Raw genomic sequence first — 18809 nt, 5'->3', positions numbered from 1 at the left:
TTTCATCTACAAAAATGCAGAAAATAACACTTTCTTATGACATTCTTTTTTTTTGAATTAATAAATATAACTCAATCTGCACTTTGCATTATAATTCTATTAATATTTTTCCCTTTTTTTTCTAAAATAATACTAGTAACCCCTCCTTCATACTCTAAATTAATATCCACTTTATTTTCACTAATCTCATAGTTTATTTCAATAAGTCCATTTTCATTTATTTTTAAAGATTTATTTTGTTGTGGGATTTCTTTTAAAAGATATTTCCAATCTGTTATAAGTTTTTTACCAATAATACCTTTATATATATCTTTAATATCACTATTTAAAAAAACACATTCTTCTCCAGTCATCATGTCTCCTTGTATGCTTTCACATTGTACTTCTTTATTATCAATTATGATACTTTTACTTGTTTTAGTTCCACAGATTTTATCTAAACTATATTTATTTATGATTTTTGTATCAAAATTGATTTCTACAGGATTCTCAGGATCAAATGTAACATCATAGAGTTTATTCGTTTTTGGTTGCAGTTCAAGCCAAGAAATAGCATTTTCTACAATCTGTTTTTCATTTGGATTGTCTGAAAGGTTGTTTTCTATATATAATTTAATTATAATTTTTTCATCTGAAATTTCTTCAAGTCTGATAAAAATATCATCAAAATTTTTAATGCTTTTTAAATTACTTGAAAAAACAATTTTACGAACAACTTCATCGCATGTAACAGAATCATTTTCTACTGAAACATCAACCTTATTATTAATACTTCCGTTTTTAATAACGCTTTGCTCAATATTATCAACTCTTTTTTTACAACTAAAAGAAAAAACTAAAAAGATTAGTATAAGTATTCTTGCCATATCTTATTTTATTTTTATTATTACTCTCTACAATCCTTCAACAAATCTTGCTCTTATTCCCCTAAGTGACGTTACATAAGCTTTTTGAGCCGTTTCACTATTTTTATTAAACCAGCGAGCATAATTTCCATTATATTTTATAATGTATTTCACTTTATATTCCATTCCTGCCAATACTGATGGTAATTTAACAAACTCTTTTTGAGTAGTTGTAATTTGGGCATTTCCACCTACTCCACTCAAACCTTTTCCTTCATAAGCACTCCAAGTTCCTACTGGCTGTTCTATAAAAAGACTTGAGTCCCAACCATAATAAGGAGGAGATCCGAAAGCTTCCATTCCTCCTGTACCACAATTTTGATATTGTTTTGATTTAAAATGACTAGTTTCTAATCTATACATTTTTTCAACAATTGTTATCAAATCTTTTCCTGATACTTCAATTTCTTCCTCAGAACCTTCCCACTTCCAACTCCATGTTTTATCTTTATACTTATTATATAATTCTGTTATAGCTTCCTTACCATCTTCTTCTGTAAACAACTGATTTTCTGAATTTTCTCCAAATGTATTTTTATACCCTTCTTCTAAAATTGCAATAGAATCTACTAAATCTGTTCTTCTCATAAATGGTTTATCTCCTGTAGATAAAGCAGTAGTTAAGTCATATCCTTTTTCTCCTGTATAATGTTCAAAATGTAGCATATATACTGTTTCTCCACTTATAACAGTTATACCTACAAGATGTCCTGTTACTCCAATTTGTTTTCCTTGGGTTATAGAATCACCTTCTTTAACCGTTATACTACTTGGAGCTAATTCCCCATATCTAATAATGAATTTCCTTCCATCATTTGTTTCGTGAAGTACAGTTACTTGATGTGTTTGCGCATAAAAATTTTTTACTTCTAACACCTTACCTTTACATATTGCGACTACTGGTGTCTCAGGAAGAGTATACAAATCTCTCCCCGCATGCTTCCTAGTTCCTCTTGATCTGTTAGAATTAAATGCTGCTTGATTTGCCCCTTGACTAGCTGCCCAATAATAATTATTTCCCCATTTTTTTCCTGTATCATTTTCAGGCTTTATCAATAAAGGAAAAATAATTTCTTTTATTTTACCTATTACAAAATAAGCTCCATCTTTTTTCAAAAATTCGCCTTTATGGTTTTTATTTTCGCCTGCACATTCTGCTTCCAACCATAATTGCTCTGTTTCTTTTTTATATGTTGAGAAAGTTATAGTATCTCCTTTATTATACGTTTTCTCCTCTAATACTGCTTCCACATCTTCTTTATAAGCTGTTTTACCACTTTCCATTTTTGGGTTTCCAAATTTTCCTTCTTTTGCATTAACAACTATAATTTCTGCTATTTTGGCCTTATTTTCTGCATTTATTGCGGTTCCGTTTTCATTGTTAAATGTATAAGTATAATTTCCATCTTCTTTCCCTTTAGCAATTTTTTCTTTCCATTGTTCTAAATCTTCATCTGATTTTGGTCGTAATTGTATTGGTACTTTTCCAATGCCATTTTCTACAGTAACTGTAAATTGATTTTTTTCGGTTCCTTGTACTTCTTCTGAAGTTTCAGTTTCCTCCATTTGCTCTTCTGTAATTTCTAAAACAGGTAAAATTGCATCTGGTGACCCTTTTATAACACCGTCTTTCTCTTTTATTGTTATTGTAGCTTGTTTCCCGTCTAATCCTGCTGTTTCTACTACTAAATAAACTTTTCCTTCTAAAGGTGCTGAATTAATAGGAATTAATTTTGGTCCTAATTTAAACGTTTTAAGTTCAACTGTTTTATTATCCTGAGTATCTTTACCATATTCTTCTGCTGCTAAAGACTGAATAATGGCTTCTTTTGTGGTATATCGTTTTTCAGCCTTTAACTTATCATTTATTTTTGCTTTGTTTAAAATAGCATCTGCAACAGATTCCTTTTCCTGTGGAGTTGAAGTTTTGTTAGCTGCTTTATTTCCTCCAAAAGTGTACTTATAAGTTCCTGCATCTTCATCTGTCTTTTCAATATATTCTTTTTTAGCAAAATAAGCATTAAGTAAGCCATCTTCCGCTCCAATAACTGTTGGTGTTTTGTTTTCTGGTACTTCTACATCAATAGCTCCTGGATCAACAGTTACAGGCTCACTTTTAACTGGTTCTGCTTCTACTGGTGTTTCAGCGCTATTTGACTCTTCCGTAGAAGTATTATCTTCTGAAGGTACTGGTGATTCTTGTGGTGGATTTGCTACATTTACATTACCACTAGATGTTAATCCTGGTATTTCTCCCATACCACGAGCTGTTACATAAAATTCATGATAAGCTCCTTCATCACTATCGCCTTTTGCTAAATAAGCATTTGCAATTCTTTGAAAATCGGGTTCTAACATAAATTGAGCAAAAGCAATACCGTTACTTCCAACCTCAGCCGTAATTGTTTTGAGATGATTTTGATCATTCTCTGAACTATGTCCACTACCTTGTGCATCATCTTCATATAATGACAACATTAAAGAAACACCTTGCATTCCTGTTGTATGAACATGCGCATTTATTGTTTGACCATAAGCCAAAGGACCACTTATTGGTTGATCGTTAACATCGGTAAGGTCTATTTTTAATATTTCTGCTTTCTCTGTTCCAATTATTGTAATTTCTATTGAACTTGAATCATTTAATGTAGGCTCATACATATAAGCAACTATAAGAAATTTTCTTCCTATTGCTTCTTCTCTAAATCTTACTCTTCCTTCCGATTTTTGCAAGACTAAAAGTGGTGGTTTTCCAGGTTCCAAATAGTATATATCCCATTTTACTGATGATGTTACTCTACTTGCCAATGGTGTTTGACTATGCCATTCTGAAACAGTATAGTTTTCCCATTGTCCTGCCACTACTTGTGTTTTCCCTTGTATTGCCTTGATTCCTTTCATAATTTAAAATATTATTCTAAGTAGGTTCTTGGATTTGTTGCTGCTTAAAGTTTAAAAAAAATATTACTTAGCACACAGATAGCATATCCGAATTAGTACCTTAGAAATACGAAATATTGCAATTTAGTAGAATAGTCATTGCAAAATATTTGTATCATTCATTATGTATGATTTTAAGAACTAGTTCATTTTTTCTAAAAACCCTTTGTTTGTAATCTTAAATTTATTTTTATTTTTTAGAGTGATCTTACCATTTTCAACTGCATTCGTTTTCACTTCTACATTATAATTTTCATCAATACTAAAACTTGTAATTTCTTTATAACTATCATCTCCAGGCTCATACCATTCTCCTTCAACATATTCATTAGCAACAACCTTACTATTAAATATTGTAAGTAAATAATAGCGATAATTAAAATCTGAACAATCCATTGGAACTAAAACTATTTGTACATCCTCTAAATTTGGTAAGGCAATATATCGTAAGTTCTTTTCATTACATAAAAAGTCTTCAACTCCTAAAATATTATCACATTTAAGAATATTATATTTTACATTCTTGATATTAGTTTTTACACTATATGGCAATTTAAAATTGCTTTTAGCAATGCAGTTAGATGGATTATTTATTATTTTAAGATTATCTTCTTTTTTGAAACAAATAATATATCTTTTGTAGTTTAAAAAAATCAAATTATTTGAACAAATAGCATCTCCTCCTTCCATAAAGTAATCTTTAAATGGAGAAACATTATTATTATTTATATCTAAATTTATATAACTAACTGTATTTTTTATATCTATATCAAAAAAATCCTTATATACTTTAGTATAATAACTATAGAGATATTCCTTTCCAAAAAATTTCTTTGCGTCCATTTCTTCAATCTTATAGAAAGATTTTGAGTTATTAATAGAAATTGTATCTTCTGATACTAACACCTCAACTTTTTTAAATTTTTCTATAACTTCTTCCTTCGAGATTTCCGAAAAATCTGTTTTCCCTCCACTTTGAAAATGAGAATCATAATAAATATATTTCTCATATTTATTTTCTTTATTGATCTTATTTATTGATGTCGTATCATTCTCTACAAAAGAATCTTTAGTGACAAAATCTGCACTATTTTCATTGGTTGAAATTTTCTTTTCTTTACAACTATAACCTAAAAGTAATAAAAAAAGCACACTACTAATTCTTATTTTATTAATGAGTTGAATCATAAACATTATTTTTAAACATATTAATTTCCGCATTTCTTCTTTTTACCAATCCAGATGTTCCTCCATTAGTCACATCAGCCATTTCATCTGCACCAGCTTCATATTCTTTATTATTTATATTTTTCTTTATCTTAGTTTCCCCATCATTAGCACCTCCAATATTTAGAAAATTTGATCCTGTATTAAAAACAAGACTAACTAAGGCATCAAATTCATACTGATACAGAGGGACTGTGATGTCTCTTTGTATTGACTCTTCAAATTCAGCAAGTCTTGATTCAAATAATTCAACAGCTTTTTCTTCAGTTATTCCATTTTTAAATTCATCGGGAATTGTTATTTCTTCACATTTCTTTTTCTCTATTAAATGCCCATATCCGATAGTACAATAACCTTCAGAGTCATTATAAGGCATATCTTTAAAATCCTCCCAATCCTTAATAAACTGTATACCTTCTTCAGATGTTGTTAACTCTTTAGGATCAACCCTTTCAGAAGATCCATCTGCTGCTTTGTCAGAATTATTTCCATCTGCATTACACATACAAGTATTTTGATACCCTAATTCATTTGCTAGCAAAACTATACTTTTACCATTAAGTCCTGCGATATCTTTAGCAAAAAATGTATCTTCTAAATATACTAAATCAAATTCTCTTACATCATAATGTACCCATGTGGTTGCACCAATTGCAGTTGATTCTAAATTAAAGATATTTTTTTCTTTCCAATCCCATTTTGCTCCTAAGTATTTATTAAAAATATCTTTCCTAATAGTTTCTACATCATCATTATCTCTAGTTCGAACTCCTGACTTATTAAAATGTAAGTCTAGTGCTTTTCCCATATGATTTGTAGAACTTCTATTATTATTCTTATTATCTTCATGACAACGATATCCTGAGCTAATTTTATTGAGCGAAAACCTTCCATCTTTAGCTAAATAAAAAATCACTGACCTCATTGAAGACAACATACTTCTGTGTATTCCAGGATATTCATATTTTCTACTTCTTTCAGCTATAGCACTATCTTGTTTTTCTTCAGAATACAGCCCTTTTCCAAAACCAGTACAAGTTCCACATTTGCATTTTATTTCGTCAAAAGTAAAATTATATTTAGACTGAAATTCGTCAATTGCTCTTAAAACATTTCCGCAAATCTTACCTGTTTCGGGTATTTTCATATAGTCCTTTTGAAACTGTTTTATCATTTTCTCGGTTCTATCTGTAAATTCATCTGTAGGAACATTTCCTCCAAAACCTGCTAAACGAATATTTACCTCTCGTATTAGTTCATTTTTATCTCCTTTTTTAATACAATATACTTCACCACATTTTGGCTCTTCTACTTCTTCTATTGTAGTTGGTGTTTTATTTTCTGGTACTTCTACATCAATAGCTCCTGGATCAACAGTTACAGGCTCACTTTTAACTGGTTCTGCTTCTACTGGTGTTTCAGCGCTATTTGACTCTTCCGTAGAAGTATTATCTTCTGAAGGTACTGGTGATTCTTGTGGTGGATTTGCTACATTTACATTACCACTAGATGTTAATCCTGGTATTTCTCCCATACCACGAGCTGTTACATAAAATTCATGATAAGCTCCTTCATCACTATCGCCTTTTGCTAAATAAGCATTTGCAATTCTTTGAAAATCGGGTTCTAACATAAATTGAGCAAAAGCAATACCGTTACTTCCAACCTCAGCCGTAATTGTTTTGAGATGATTTTGATCATTCTCTGAACTATGTCCACTACCTTGTGCATCATCTTCATATAATGACAACATTAAAGAAACACCTTGCATTCCTGTTGTATGAACATGCGCATTTATTGTTTGACCATAAGCCAAAGGACCACTTATTGGTTGATCGTTAACATCGGTAAGGTCTATTTTTAATATTTCTGCTTTCTCTGTTCCAATTATTGTAATTTCTATTGAACTTGAATCATTTAATGTAGGCTCATACATATAAGCAACTATAAGAAATTTTCTTCCTATTGCTTCTTCTCTAAATCTTACTCTTCCTTCCGATTTTTGCAAGACTAAAAGTGGTGGTTTTCCAGGTTCCAAATAGTATATATCCCATTTTACTGATGATGTTACTCTACTTGCCAATGGTGTTTGACTATGCCATTCTGAAACAGTATAGCTTTCCCATTGTCCTGTCACTACTTGTGTTTTCCCTTGTATTGCCTTGATTCCTTTCATAATTTAAAATATTACTCTACGTAGGTTCCCGGATTTTGTTCTTGCTCCTGTTTAAAACCACTAGTATCAGCAACAGGATTTATACTACTTGCAGCTTGATCATCTGTTTTTCTTGCTTCTTGCTTACTGGCATTCCCTTTTTGTCCGTGATTCACTACACTAATACAATCTGCACCTCCTATTGGACAAGTCGCTTTACTATCTTCTATAAGAATTTGACCTTTATTAGACAGTGTTACATTTTTATAAAAATTACTCCATTTTGTAATAACTGCTTTACAAGGTAAATAATCACTACTTGTAGGTTGTAATTTACATTTTCCAAAAGTGTTCTTTTCCAAAGTTTGACCAATTTCTTTTGTTGTTCCAATTAATTTCTCGGAACCATCTTGATCATTAGCATAATGTTTACTATGCGATAAGACTTTTAATTTATCTGTTTTGGGCTCTACACTAAATTTGCATTTAACAGTAGCTCCTTGTACTAGTATATGTTTATCACTCATGACTCATAATTTATTATATTATGTCTTATTGACGATCGTGTTTAATGATTCTTTTGGCGTTTTAGTAACTAAAGAATTGTTTATTAATTCTATTGAAATTTCATTTTTCTGAATACTATCTAGTTCTAATTCGCTTGTTAATTCTGCTTTTTCAATGAAAAACTTATTTGAATTTAAATTGAATTTTGCTTTAAATTTCCCTTCTACTTTTTCATTTGAATTTTCAAATCGAGAGAAAAATGGCATGTCTAAATTTGATTCGAAATCCAATTTTACTCTTTTATCATTGACATGTCCATTTATTTCTATATGAATTTGTTTTTCTTTACTGACATAAGGATCAATCTTTTGTTCAACTTCATATTCAACGTCTTTAATCCTTGAAATTAAAGGAAAATATAATGGTCTTTTAACATTATACTGTGACGAATAATCAATGTAAACTTGACTAAAATATGTATTTAAAAAAACGTCTTTAAAAAGTAATGTTTGCAATTTTTCTTTATCAAATATGTTTTTCTCATAATACAAAAGATAATTTTCAATTACTATTCCTTCAAATTCTTCTAAAATTGATGTTTTTAATTTTGGCCATCTTTCTACTATTTCTTCATGTTTATAAATCTCGATTAGATTTCCTTCCTCTGAAATTAAAAGTTGCAATGGATAAAAAACTTCCTCTGTTTTTTCGATAACATTATATAAGTTCCCGTCTAGTTTATTGTCTTTTACCTTGTTTAATTTATTTATTTCAAACCAATAATTCTCTTTTACTTTTTTTATGTATTTAACTTCTATTTGATAGTTATATTTATATATTTTTTTTTGGGAAAATACTTGATTTTTTACTTGATATAGTAAAACATTCTTAAATGATTTAATTCCCAATTTAGTTCCTCCATTAAATTTTACTTTTGGTAAATGTTCTAATTCTTTTTCATTTATTGAACGTGGTATATATAACTCTTGCAAATCTTTTGGAAAAGTGACTCCAATTAAGCTTTCTTGGTTAGCAAAAACATTGTGAAAATGAGCTACTTCTTGTGGCGTTTTTTCTAATCTTTTTGCAACATTAATTAAAGTGTCATTTTCTTTTAGCTTATAAATATTGTATTTTGACTTCATATAAAGTTTAGGAATTTATATAAAAAACAATTTGGGTTTTAAAAATTATACGTTTTGACTATTTCTACATTTTTGAAAGTTTGATTTCTGTTTTATAGCTATCCGAATTGTCTATTTTTTTGGTTATTATTTCTGCTATTCCATATTCTTCATAATAATCTGACAGAATCTCACTTGAAAATCCTCCAGGATCATCACTGTTATCAATAAAATAGGATGTTTTACTATTCTTTTTATAAAAAATTGAACTGAATTGTATTGTTTTATTATCTTGAAATACAGAATCTATTTTCTTTGAATGGTACGTTAATAATTCATTTTTAAAAGATTCTAAATCCTCCGAAATACCAGAAACTAATACGCTTTGATAATAAAAAAATTTCCCTTTATCTTCTCCTCTACTAAAAGTACCTTTTCTTGAATGATTTTTTAAATCGATAAATGTTTCTTGATGATTACATGACATTATAAAAAAACTTATTATGATTATTAATTTATTCATTTTTCAAATTATATAAAATTAGGGTTAGAAAGTTCCTTCAAACTCTTTTTCAAATTTAATTTTTGTTATAAATGGTTTATATCCTCTTAAATGTTGTAAAATAAACCATGTTACAAATGCTTCCCCAACACTTGGTATAATATTAAATATTTTTTCCATATCTGGTAAATCTAACCCAAAATGATCCCAAAGTATAACTTCATATTTACAAGTATAATTGTTATTATCATTTTCCATTTCTTTAATGGTTATTTGAGTTGCCCAAATGTCATTTAATGCAATTGTCAAACCTTCCATTTTATTAACATTATATATTGGTCGTGTAAAAGTTTTATTTTCATTCCCTCTATCTGCCTGTATATCACCATAATTACCCAGATATGGTTTTTTATCTTCTATTTTTTGTAATTCTGTACTATTTTCTTTTATTTTAGTTTTTAAATATTCTTCTACATCATTGCAATATTTTTTTGTGACTTCACTTTCTATTATTGCATTTGTTAATATTTCATTTTCATAAATTCCTCCTTCATTAGCTTTAAATTTTGCAATCATCTGTTTCAGATTTGTTTCTAATAGTCCTGTAGCAAAATATAAAGAAGCTGTTTGTTCAAAGTCCCAAAACAAAACATCATCAGACAAATTATTAAAAACTCTTATGTCTAATCCTGTAGATATAGGTATATCAATATTTGTAAATGGTATTCTTGCATTGTATGCAGCACTATAGCATTCTGCTTCACTATATTTTGCTTTTCCATTTTTATCCGATAATATTGCTTTATTCGAGATTTTTTCATCTAGAATTTCGTCGAATCCATTTTCTTCATATCTTGATACGTAGTCACTTACTTCACTACTTTCAAATATACTTCCTCCTTTTTTTATTCCAAACCCGTAACACAAATCATCGGCAGAATCTGTTCCATTTTCATTTAATCCTGGTATTTTATATCTATCAACGATAATTTGCCCCACTTTTAAGTATTCATCATTACTAATTGGAAATTGCCCTGCTTCATTAAAGTAACTACATTTAAAATAGAGTTCTAAAACTTTATCAACTTCATCTTGAATAAAAGAATCTATATTTTTTAATGTTATCGTTTTTACAATTTTATTATTCGATACTTTTTCTGAAAAACTTTCTTTTTTTGTTAAAGAATTAATTAAAGTAATTTTATCATCTTCATTTTGTGTTTCTTCATTTTCACTATTATCTTCTTCAAATAATGTCATAAAAACGGAACTATCGTTTGGAATATTTTTAGTTTCAAGATGAAAATAAACGGTCATTCCTGGAATTGCACTTTTTATTTTTTTATTTCCCTCTATATCCAAAGACCACCAACCTTTAACAAAATATTGATTTAAAACAGGTGGAGTTTCTGGCTCTCCAAAAACTACTCCTTTTCCAGAAGTTACACTTATATTTCCGACTGCATTGATAGCAATGTCATTTTCGGCATAATAAATTTCGTTTCCTCTTGTTCTCTCGGTTATTGTTCCTCCTACACGTCTAATTCTTGTCATTTTTAAAAAAAATTATTAAATACAAGTGTTTATTAATGTTCTTAAAAGCAATTACTCTCTTTTTATATCGTATCACGTTTATTCTTCATGAAGGATAATTGAATCATATTTTATTAACAGGTCAACATTTGATCCTCCAAATAAATTTTTATAATTAATTATTGTGTCTTTATATGTTTGTTTTGAGAATTTTAGGTTATAGATTACGGCTGGTGCTTCTCCTCCAATCATTACAAACTCTTTATATGTTTTTTTATTAAAAGAGAAATATCCTTTTTCATTTGTGTTTACGCATTCATCATTCAAACATACTTTTACTTCTTTCAATGGTTCATTTTTTACATTATAAACTCTTCCTTCAATTTTAGGTGTTTTTAATCTTGTAACACAAGAAGAGGTTAAAAATATTATAATCATTAAAAACGGAATCTTTTTCATCTATTTTATTTTAATAATTGAACACCACAATAGTCCTAACACATCTTTTTCTGCAGCTAATGTTCTATCAAAATCATAGTAACTATCACTATAATATTCCATTAAATTATTTTCTCCTGTAAGTGGTAGAGGGTTATTTTTTTGTTGTTGTGTTAATAACGTTGAACTTCCTTCATGAGCATAAGAATAACCTTCTCCTCCAAATGTTTTTATTAATTCATGTCCTATTTCATGAGCTGCTGTAAGCTTAAAATCTCGTTCTTCACTAAAAGACTGGGAATTAAAAACAACTCTTTCTGGTACAAAAATATTTGCAAAAAACGACAACACGCCTGTTACGCTTCCTGGGTTGCTTGATCTTATCCTTTTAGTTTCACTATTGTATGTTAGGTTAATATCATCCATTGCATTTTCTTGAGAATTTAGAGCATTTACTGTAACCAAGTATTCTTCATTATTAATTGTTACAAAATCTGTTGGAGGAATTAAACTTGTTCTAGTTCTATTTCTACTCCAATATGTTTTCAATCCTTCTAGAGCCATTGACTCTAAGTCTGAAAAAGTATATTTTGGAACACCATCACCAATAACTCCACCATCTTTAAGATTCACTCTCAATGTAACGTCAATATTTTTTGAGTTATCATCAATTTTTATATCAACCCATTTTACTTTTTTATACTTCGCGTTTATAGTTTCTTTTACTTCATTATCTGCACCAGTTACCTCAACTATTAACTCTCCTTCATTGAAAACTGTACTATCATATATTTTGGCATCTGAAAAACCATTCCACTCAATTAATGCTTTTTCTCCTACTGCAATCGCATCTATATTTTTTGTAACCAAAGTATTTCCATTATGCTTAATAAGGAAAGTTAATCCTTTTGCTGTTCCTTTTCTTGACAGAATTTCAAATTTAATTTTATCATTCTCTGTTTCTCCTTTAAAATTTTTAAGTCCTAGTGGGAGAAAAGTATCTTTTATAATTTTCAAACTTACTTCGGTTTGTTCATTATTAGGTGCTTTCTCTGGATTATCAAAAATCACTCCTTTAGCAGAAGTTATACTAATCATTTCACCTGCATTGATAACAATATCGCCTTCAGCATAGTAAATTTCATTACCACCTGTTCTTTCTGTTATTTTCCCTTTTACTAATCTTGTGCGTGTCATTTTAATCCCGTTTTAATTGATAATAATAAATCCAATTACTTAAAAGCACTTTAAAATATTTAATTTTCAATAATTTACTTAACTATTTTTTTCTCTCTTTCTTTTCTACTATTAAATTCTGACAATGATTCATATCCTACTTTCAAATATTCCAATGCGCCATTTGCTGTGTAGGTTAATTCACAATATTGCAAACGCCCTTCTCTACATTCTGTTCCTGATGCTCTATAATTACCTCCAAAAGTTTCAGTAGTATTACCAGAATCATTAACACCGTCTATATCGTCATCTACATAACCAAACTTGCTTGAAAAAGATAAATCTTCTCTATAACTATTAATCTCAACTACTTTCATTCCTGCTCCAACAGGAAAACCCTGTAAATCGACATAACCGTTATAAATTGTATATGAATAAACATCTTTTTTTAATTTTTTATTTCGCAACTAACAACTTGAATTAATTACCAAATCGAAAAAGAGAATAACCGATGAGAAACAAATTCATCATACATTAATTGTCTTTTTTTTGAATTGCGCACATTGATCTATTGATATATCACTCATCCCTATTGATAAGTAAAAATATGTTTTCCAACAAGGCTTATTCTTAATAGGTTTAAAACCTTAATAGTGTGTATTTAAAAGAAAAATATCTTTTTATAATCCTCTTAAATTAATTACTTCCCATTCATAGGCAGCATTATTTAAAATTTTCACATAGGAAATTCTCTATATTTTCCTACTTCATATCTAATTTTATTGTGTTCAAAATATTTCTGTCTTGTAAGTTTCAATATTTTTATTGGCTTCAATTTTATTAATAGCAAATATTAGCACCCTTAAAAACAACTAGTGTAACTAAAAATAAATTATTTTGACAATTTTATTCATTTAATCAGGCTCACCAAAACTTACTCCATTAGTTGACATAATATTTATATTCCCGACTGCATTAATCACAATATCACTTTCAGCGAAGTAAATTTCGTTTCCTCCTGTTCTTTAGTTATTGCTCCTCCACATGTCGGATTCTTCCCATTTCTTAGTATAATTTCGATTTCTTTGTACTATTTAACTTCACCTCTTTTTGAGAATGTTTTGCAACTTCTCCTTCGGTCGATTGAGTTATACCTTGTTTACTACTGACAACTCTATCTTTTTCTGTGCTTGATTGTAAATTACCTGTTATGAATTCCATTAAATCACCTACTACATTTAACATGCTGCTTCCTCCAACAAAAGTATTGTTCATCATTCCTATAGTTGAAGATTTATCTACACCAACTGTTTCAATCATATTAACACCTGCTGAAGAAACTATATTTTGACCAGCAGTCATATTTATATTTGTTCCTGCATTTAATGTTATTTCATTAGGAGCATTAACACTGATATTACCTTTACCATCCATCATCCATGTATTACCACTTGGGTCTTCTACAAAAACACTTCCTTCTGCATCATTCATGATAATCTTAGTCCCACTTCGTGTTTGAATAACTTTCTGATCATTCCCTGATGTGGCATAACTACTCGATTCATTTCCATTATACATCGCACCTAGTATAAAAGGCTTCTCTGCATTTCCTGCTTCAAATCCTACTAAAACCTCTTCTCCTATTTCCGGTATGAAATACATCCCTTTTCCGCCTCCTGCATGTGGGTTTATCATTCGAACCCATGGTGTAGTTGTCCCTTGTTCCTTTTGCCATGCAAAGCTAACTTGAATACGACCTAACCCTAATGGATCATTGTTGTCTGTTACTACTGCGGGTTGTGTATCGGCTGTTGGATGATGGTGAACATTACCATATGGTGGTGACAAAACGCTGTCTGGAACCGCTTGAAAACTATTGTGATAAGTACCTGATTCTTCACAAACATGGGTAATATCTGTTATAATATAACTTCCGAAATTTTGCTCTTGTAATCCATCTATTAAATTACCAGTCATAGAAAATGAAGGCTCTTGGATAGAAATAACATCTCCTATTCGTAAACCTGTTTCATCACTATCGCCTTTTGCGGTTACTAAATCAGCAGCTCTAGATTGTAACTGTGTAGTTACTCGATCAACCAAATGAGTTCTAGCACTTCCTTCTTCTATTGAATGAGTATAAAGCATCGTTGCACTCTCTGGAAACAATTTCTTTGAACTCTCATACATTACTTTTGAATAGCCTTCAGGTTGATAATTGACTTCCGTTGTATTGGCTTTTTGGGTTTCTGCATTACTTGGATCGTATCCTAAATACTCTAATCCTAATGGCTTTGCACGCATCTCTATATTAAAACTATGCAATGATCTTCCATATTCTAAAGTGAAATTCTTAGATTTTGGAGAACCAAATAGTAATTCTTCTCCATTATAATAGAACCATTGTCCTCTCTTTTGGGCTAATCTACAGGCAAATCCAAAATCGCTCTCTCTATATTGAACTGTATAAGGCATCGAAGCATCATTCTTAACGTCAACTGTAGGTTGGAGTTCTTTTTGACTATAACTACTCGTTATTTTTTTGATGATATCTGATAAAGATTCATCTGAAAAAGATTGTGTTTTTGGTGTACCTTCCATAACAATGGTAGGACTATATCCATTTATTATAATACCTCCAGAAGCTCCTGAGGTACGAATCATTTGAGATTCTGTAATAATACCATGAAAAACTAAAGGTGAAGTCGTTTTTAAACTCGTAGGCTGAATCTCTATCTTAATAGATTGACCTATATAACTCTGTGATTTATCTATTGCCTGACTTACAAACTCTTTGGGTAAAGGTTGCAACAAAGAAAAAGTATGATGCGTATGTACTTTTTGATGAATAACTAATTTTGAAAATCGCGTAAGGGTTTCTCCTCCTATTTGGATGACTATTCGTGTACTTATTGCCATGATTTAACTTATTTTTTGTTAATAATATTCAATTATGTATTAATAAATTTTAGGGAATAGGCTTTTATGTAATAACTATTTTGAAAGTAACTCTAACTGTTCTTTTGCATGTATATAATCTGGTTGAACTTCTAATGCCTTTTTATAATCTAAAATTGCTTGTTTTTTATTTCTCATTTTAAGAAATAAATCACCTCTATTTGTTAAAATTTGAGCGCTTTTAGGCTCTTTCTCTAAAGCAATATTATAATTTAACATTGCTTCTTCATCTTGGTTAAAAGACAACAACAAAATAGCCTTTGAATTATATGCAATGCCCCAGTTTGGAGCAATTTTTAATAAATCTTCAATAGTTTGCAATGCTTTATAATACATATTTGTATCAGATAACAAACCTGCTTTATTTAAATAAAACCACTTATTTGTTCCATCTAATTGTATTGCTTCATCAAAAGATGTTAGTGCTGAATCTATATTATTTAGTTTATAATACATCTTCCCTTTAAAATTTTTAACATCTGCATTATTTGGAAGAATACTATCCAAAGTGATTGTTAGCTGCAACGCAGAAGTGTAATCTTTATCTCTAAGTTCCTGAGCAATTCTGGAGTTAAGCATTTTAGCATCATCAGGAAAGTTTTTTATTCTTTCTTTCAGTGCTATATTTTCAAAATTCAATTCTTTTAAATAAATATTATCAAATGTATCATTTAAAGATTGACTTGATAAGTTATGTGAATTAAGAAAAAGTAAAAAAACTATTAAATATTGTAAACCATTTTTTTTCATTTGGTATTAATTTTAATAATATCATTCAGTGTAATTCTAACACTAAGACCTATTTTAAAATACCTAATAACGATTAAACAGAATATTTTAAAATATTCTAAGTAAGACATTAAAGATTAATAGGATAGTAAATATACTTTACAGTATTTTCTTTATTATTACTCTCTCTATCTCTTGAAAAAATTGTATCTGCAATAATTACTGCATCTCTATAAGTGAATTTTTTCCTATACCAATTATAGGATTCTAAGAATAAACTATCCCCTTTAACTTTATAAACACTATAGTCTAAACTTGTGTTTATTTTTTTAATGCTTTCGGTTAAATCTTCTAAATTATAATATCCCCCTGACTCTTTCCACAAGCCATTATCTGTAAATTGGTAATAGAAATATCTGTCAAAAAAAATTATTGTATCCTTATTTGGAATATTTCCTTTTAATGCTGGATGATCCCTATCTGGATAATTTATTTTATAACTATCAACTTTATATTCAAATTTTTCTTCTGAAATAGAAATATAAATTCCATTCGTTTTCAACAATGATGACTTTGGTAAAACAAAATCTTTATTATAATATTTATATTCTTCTTTGGGTATTACCTTTTTAGAGTTATAAAATGACTTCTCACAACTCAATAAAATAAGAAAAAGTAAGAATGAATATTTTTTCAATTAAAATTGTTGATTTAATGGTGTGTATTGAAATTCCCAATAATTTGGTGCGCTAGAAGGTATAACATGGAAATTTATCTTGTTATGAATACTATTTTGAGACCACATGTGACTTGATCCAAGACCATTAACTCCGAACTCTCCTTGAGGTGTTCTTAATTTAAATGATGTTCTCCCTTGATTCAATTCAAAGTCATGCATTTGGTTATTCCATGTAACCCCATCTCTATAATCATTTAGATAGTCTTGTGTTAACTCTGAAGCAATATTAGGTTTGTGCACAAAATATTTATGATAAAAACTACTACCTTCAGGTGCTGCAACATTTTTATCAAACACATCTAATTTCATCTCATCAGAATTAACTAATTTACCATCTCTCATAAATTTTGAGCGTGGTTCAACATCAGTGTCAGCAGTAAAAACATCACTAGCAATAACAAATTGATAATCACTGTTTTTTGCTCCAAAAGTAAGATTTCCTCCTCCTGTCCACCATCTGTCATACCCATCACTAATTCCTATTTTTTTGAATCCTTGAAAATCGTTATAAGTTTGAAAGCTAAAATCATATGCTCTAACTTGTAAAAAACCTACTTGTTGATTTCTATTATTATTATTAAATATAAAATTAGTTCCTAAAGTAGCAGAATATTTATAATGATCTTCTAGACCTGAACCACTATTTAGATGTAGTGGATAAATTGTCATTGGATCACCTTTTCCGCCTCCAGCAGTAAGTTTAGCAGTAATAACGGTATCAATATTAAAATTTGAACTATTAGGTAAAGAACCTAAACCGCCATTATAAAAATTAACTCCTAAATTTATCCCTGGTGTTACAAAATCGAATTTCTTACTTACTCCTACTCCAGCTGTTCCAGACATATAAGTTTTAGGTCCTCCAAAGTGGATACTTAATCCTAAAAAAAAGTTAGCTTCTAATTCGTCCATTATACAGTTAGAATTTTAATGGCCAATTACGACTAAATTTAGATCCGTTCATAATTATTTCTTTTGCAGAAACAATTATTTCAACGCTCATTGATGAATTACTTTGAGATAAAAACACCTCATCATAACCTATACAATATCCATCATTAAATTGAAGTTCTCTCATCTTAGAAACTGCATCTCTTCTAAAAAAAGTTACTTTACCGTTTTTTGTTTGATTATTACTAACCATCCAATCAAATAACATTGTACTTTTGGTAGATTCTATAATAACCCTAAATCTTCCTCCATTAGGGTCTGCAGACGGTTTCCCACTTTTATCGATTTCTTGACCGATAGTAAATTGAAACTCTAAGACATTCATTACCTCTCCGTCAATCTCAAGTTTTGCTAAAAAAGACATATCTATTAAGTTTGATTAATTAAAAAAAAATGACAATAAAGGGTTAGCATTACTAACCCTTTAAATTACATTATTATAAAGAAAGGATTATACCCACTCGTTAATATGCTCACCACCACCCATAGAAATTTCTTTTGCAGAAATTGTGAAAGTTTCCACTAATGGATTAGTACCTGTAGCATCAAAAGATTCTTTATATTTAATTAAATAACCTTCTTTGAAGTTTAATTCTTTTAACTTAGCATCAGTATCACGTTTTACATACTGAATTGAACCATCTTTTCTTTCGAAGTTATTTGTCATCCATTCAAAGAAGAATGAATCACCTGTTGATTCAACTGTTAAATTGATTGTTCCTCCACGAGTAACAGAAGATGGTCTTCCGCTAGCATCAACTTCTTGGAATAAGTCATAAGACGCGTCTAAAATGTTTAATTCTTTTCCGCCAACTTTTAGTTTTGATTTAAATGACATAGTGTAATATTTAAAGATTAAAAATTAATGTTTATTATGTTTATTTGTTTTGTTTTTTCAAATATATCAAAAAAACTTTTGTAAATA

At 29.3% G+C, this 18809-nt stretch carries 17 protein-coding genes; all 17 read right to left on the bottom strand.

The window, feature by feature from the left end; translation table 11 throughout:
• Nucleotides 1–71: 71 nt before the first annotated feature.
• The gene (locus tag LXD69_RS08185) at nt 72–866 is read right to left on the bottom strand and encodes a hypothetical protein (protein WP_246918710.1); all 795 of its coding nucleotides are present in this window, start codon (nt 864–866) and stop codon (nt 72–74) included.
• A gap of 27 nt (nt 867–893) precedes the next feature.
• Entirely contained in the window at nt 894–3806 is a 2913-nt protein-coding gene (locus tag LXD69_RS08180) for a peptidoglycan DD-metalloendopeptidase family protein (protein WP_246918708.1), read from the bottom strand.
• A gap of 180 nt (nt 3807–3986) precedes the next feature.
• Nucleotides 3987–5033, bottom strand: a complete 1047-nt coding sequence (locus LXD69_RS08175) for a hypothetical protein (RefSeq protein ID WP_246918706.1) — start codon at nt 5031–5033, stop codon at nt 3987–3989.
• On the bottom strand, nt 5017–7248 hold the full coding sequence (locus LXD69_RS08170; RefSeq protein ID WP_246918704.1) for a glycoside hydrolase family protein: 2232 nt from the start codon (nt 7246–7248) through the stop codon (nt 5017–5019). The genes LXD69_RS08175 and LXD69_RS08170 overlap by 17 nt, the downstream gene beginning before the upstream one ends.
• 11 nt (nt 7249–7259) lie before the next feature.
• Nucleotides 7260–7754, bottom strand: coding sequence for a DUF4280 domain-containing protein (locus tag LXD69_RS08165; protein ID WP_045969027.1), 495 nt, complete (start codon nt 7752–7754; stop codon nt 7260–7262).
• Between the two features lie 18 nt (nt 7755–7772).
• Nucleotides 7773–8879 carry a hypothetical protein gene (locus LXD69_RS08160; protein ID WP_246918702.1) on the bottom strand — a complete coding sequence of 369 codons (1107 nt, stop codon included), beginning with the start codon at nt 8877–8879 and terminating at the stop codon, nt 7773–7775.
• A gap of 64 nt (nt 8880–8943) precedes the next feature.
• Nucleotides 8944–9381: a hypothetical protein gene (locus tag LXD69_RS08155; RefSeq protein WP_246918700.1), complete on the bottom strand. Its 438-nt coding sequence runs from the start codon at nt 9379–9381 to the stop codon at nt 8944–8946.
• 24 nt (nt 9382–9405) lie between these two features.
• Nucleotides 9406–10914: a DUF3289 family protein gene (locus LXD69_RS08150; protein ID WP_246918699.1), complete on the bottom strand. Its 1509-nt coding sequence runs from the start codon at nt 10912–10914 to the stop codon at nt 9406–9408.
• A 78-nt stretch (nt 10915–10992) separates the two neighbouring features.
• Nucleotides 10993–11352 carry a hypothetical protein gene (locus tag LXD69_RS08145; protein ID WP_246918697.1) on the bottom strand — a complete coding sequence of 120 codons (360 nt, stop codon included), beginning with the start codon at nt 11350–11352 and terminating at the stop codon, nt 10993–10995.
• A complete protein-coding gene (locus tag LXD69_RS08140) occupies nt 11353–12528 on the bottom strand; it encodes a zinc metalloprotease (protein WP_246918695.1) in 1176 nt (391 codons plus the stop codon).
• A gap of 74 nt (nt 12529–12602) precedes the next feature.
• Nucleotides 12603–12974, bottom strand: a complete 372-nt coding sequence (locus tag LXD69_RS08135; protein WP_246918693.1) for a hypothetical protein — start codon at nt 12972–12974, stop codon at nt 12603–12605.
• 598 nt (nt 12975–13572) lie between these two features.
• On the bottom strand, nt 13573–15426 hold the full coding sequence (locus LXD69_RS08130) for a type VI secretion system Vgr family protein (RefSeq protein ID WP_246918691.1): 1854 nt from the start codon (nt 15424–15426) through the stop codon (nt 13573–13575).
• Nucleotides 15427–15501: 75 nt separating this feature from the next.
• On the bottom strand, nt 15502–16215 hold the full coding sequence (locus LXD69_RS08125) for a tetratricopeptide repeat protein (RefSeq protein ID WP_045969043.1): 714 nt from the start codon (nt 16213–16215) through the stop codon (nt 15502–15504).
• 109 nt (nt 16216–16324) lie between these two features.
• Nucleotides 16325–16891 carry a hypothetical protein gene (locus LXD69_RS08120; RefSeq protein WP_246918690.1) on the bottom strand — a complete coding sequence of 189 codons (567 nt, stop codon included), beginning with the start codon at nt 16889–16891 and terminating at the stop codon, nt 16325–16327.
• Nucleotides 16892–17845 carry a polymorphic toxin type 23 domain-containing protein gene (locus tag LXD69_RS08115; RefSeq protein WP_246918688.1) on the bottom strand — a complete coding sequence of 318 codons (954 nt, stop codon included), beginning with the start codon at nt 17843–17845 and terminating at the stop codon, nt 16892–16894.
• 7 nt (nt 17846–17852) lie between these two features.
• Nucleotides 17853–18248 carry a type VI secretion system tube protein TssD gene (tssD, locus tag LXD69_RS08110; protein ID WP_045969049.1) on the bottom strand — a complete coding sequence of 132 codons (396 nt, stop codon included), beginning with the start codon at nt 18246–18248 and terminating at the stop codon, nt 17853–17855.
• A gap of 87 nt (nt 18249–18335) precedes the next feature.
• Nucleotides 18336–18722 carry a type VI secretion system tube protein TssD gene (gene tssD, locus LXD69_RS08105; RefSeq protein ID WP_045969051.1) on the bottom strand — a complete coding sequence of 129 codons (387 nt, stop codon included), beginning with the start codon at nt 18720–18722 and terminating at the stop codon, nt 18336–18338.
• Nucleotides 18723–18809: the final 87 nt, after the last annotated feature.

Origin of the sequence: Flavobacterium sediminilitoris, assembly GCF_023008245.1 — a bacterium.
GTDB classification, from domain to species: domain Bacteria; phylum Bacteroidota; class Bacteroidia; order Flavobacteriales; family Flavobacteriaceae; genus Flavobacterium; species Flavobacterium sediminilitoris.
This window is presented reverse-complemented; position numbering and strand designations above follow the sequence as displayed.

Bases quoted from the DNA above. Each gene is read 5' to 3' on its own strand.
- LXD69_RS08185 (WP_246918710.1), bottom strand. From the start codon at position 866: ATGGCAAGAATACTTATACTAATCTTTTTAGTTTTTTCTTTTAGTTGT.
- LXD69_RS08180 (WP_246918708.1), bottom strand. From the start codon at position 3,806: ATGAAAGGAATCAAGGCAATACAAGGGAAAACACAAGTAGTGGCAGGA.
- LXD69_RS08175 (WP_246918706.1), bottom strand. From the start codon at position 5,033: ATGATTCAACTCATTAATAAAATAAGAATTAGTAGTGTGCTTTTTTTA.
- LXD69_RS08170 (WP_246918704.1), bottom strand. From the start codon at position 7,248: ATGAAAGGAATCAAGGCAATACAAGGGAAAACACAAGTAGTGACAGGA.
- LXD69_RS08165 (WP_045969027.1), bottom strand. From the start codon at position 7,754: ATGAGTGATAAACATATACTAGTACAAGGAGCTACTGTTAAATGCAAA.
- LXD69_RS08160 (WP_246918702.1), bottom strand. From the start codon at position 8,879: ATGAAGTCAAAATACAATATTTATAAGCTAAAAGAAAATGACACTTTA.
- LXD69_RS08155 (WP_246918700.1), bottom strand. From the start codon at position 9,381: ATGAATAAATTAATAATCATAATAAGTTTTTTTATAATGTCATGTAAT.
- LXD69_RS08150 (WP_246918699.1), bottom strand. From the start codon at position 10,914: ATGACAAGAATTAGACGTGTAGGAGGAACAATAACCGAGAGAACAAGA.
- LXD69_RS08145 (WP_246918697.1), bottom strand. From the start codon at position 11,352: ATGAAAAAGATTCCGTTTTTAATGATTATAATATTTTTAACCTCTTCT.
- LXD69_RS08140 (WP_246918695.1), bottom strand. From the start codon at position 12,528: ATGACACGCACAAGATTAGTAAAAGGGAAAATAACAGAAAGAACAGGT.
- LXD69_RS08130 (WP_246918691.1), bottom strand. From the start codon at position 15,426: ATGGCAATAAGTACACGAATAGTCATCCAAATAGGAGGAGAAACCCTT.
- LXD69_RS08125 (WP_045969043.1), bottom strand. From the start codon at position 16,215: ATGAAAAAAAATGGTTTACAATATTTAATAGTTTTTTTACTTTTTCTT.
- LXD69_RS08115 (WP_246918688.1), bottom strand. From the start codon at position 17,845: ATGGACGAATTAGAAGCTAACTTTTTTTTAGGATTAAGTATCCACTTT.
- tssD (WP_045969049.1), bottom strand. From the start codon at position 18,248: ATGTCTTTTTTAGCAAAACTTGAGATTGACGGAGAGGTAATGAATGTC.
- tssD (WP_045969051.1), bottom strand. From the start codon at position 18,722: ATGTCATTTAAATCAAAACTAAAAGTTGGCGGAAAAGAATTAAACATT.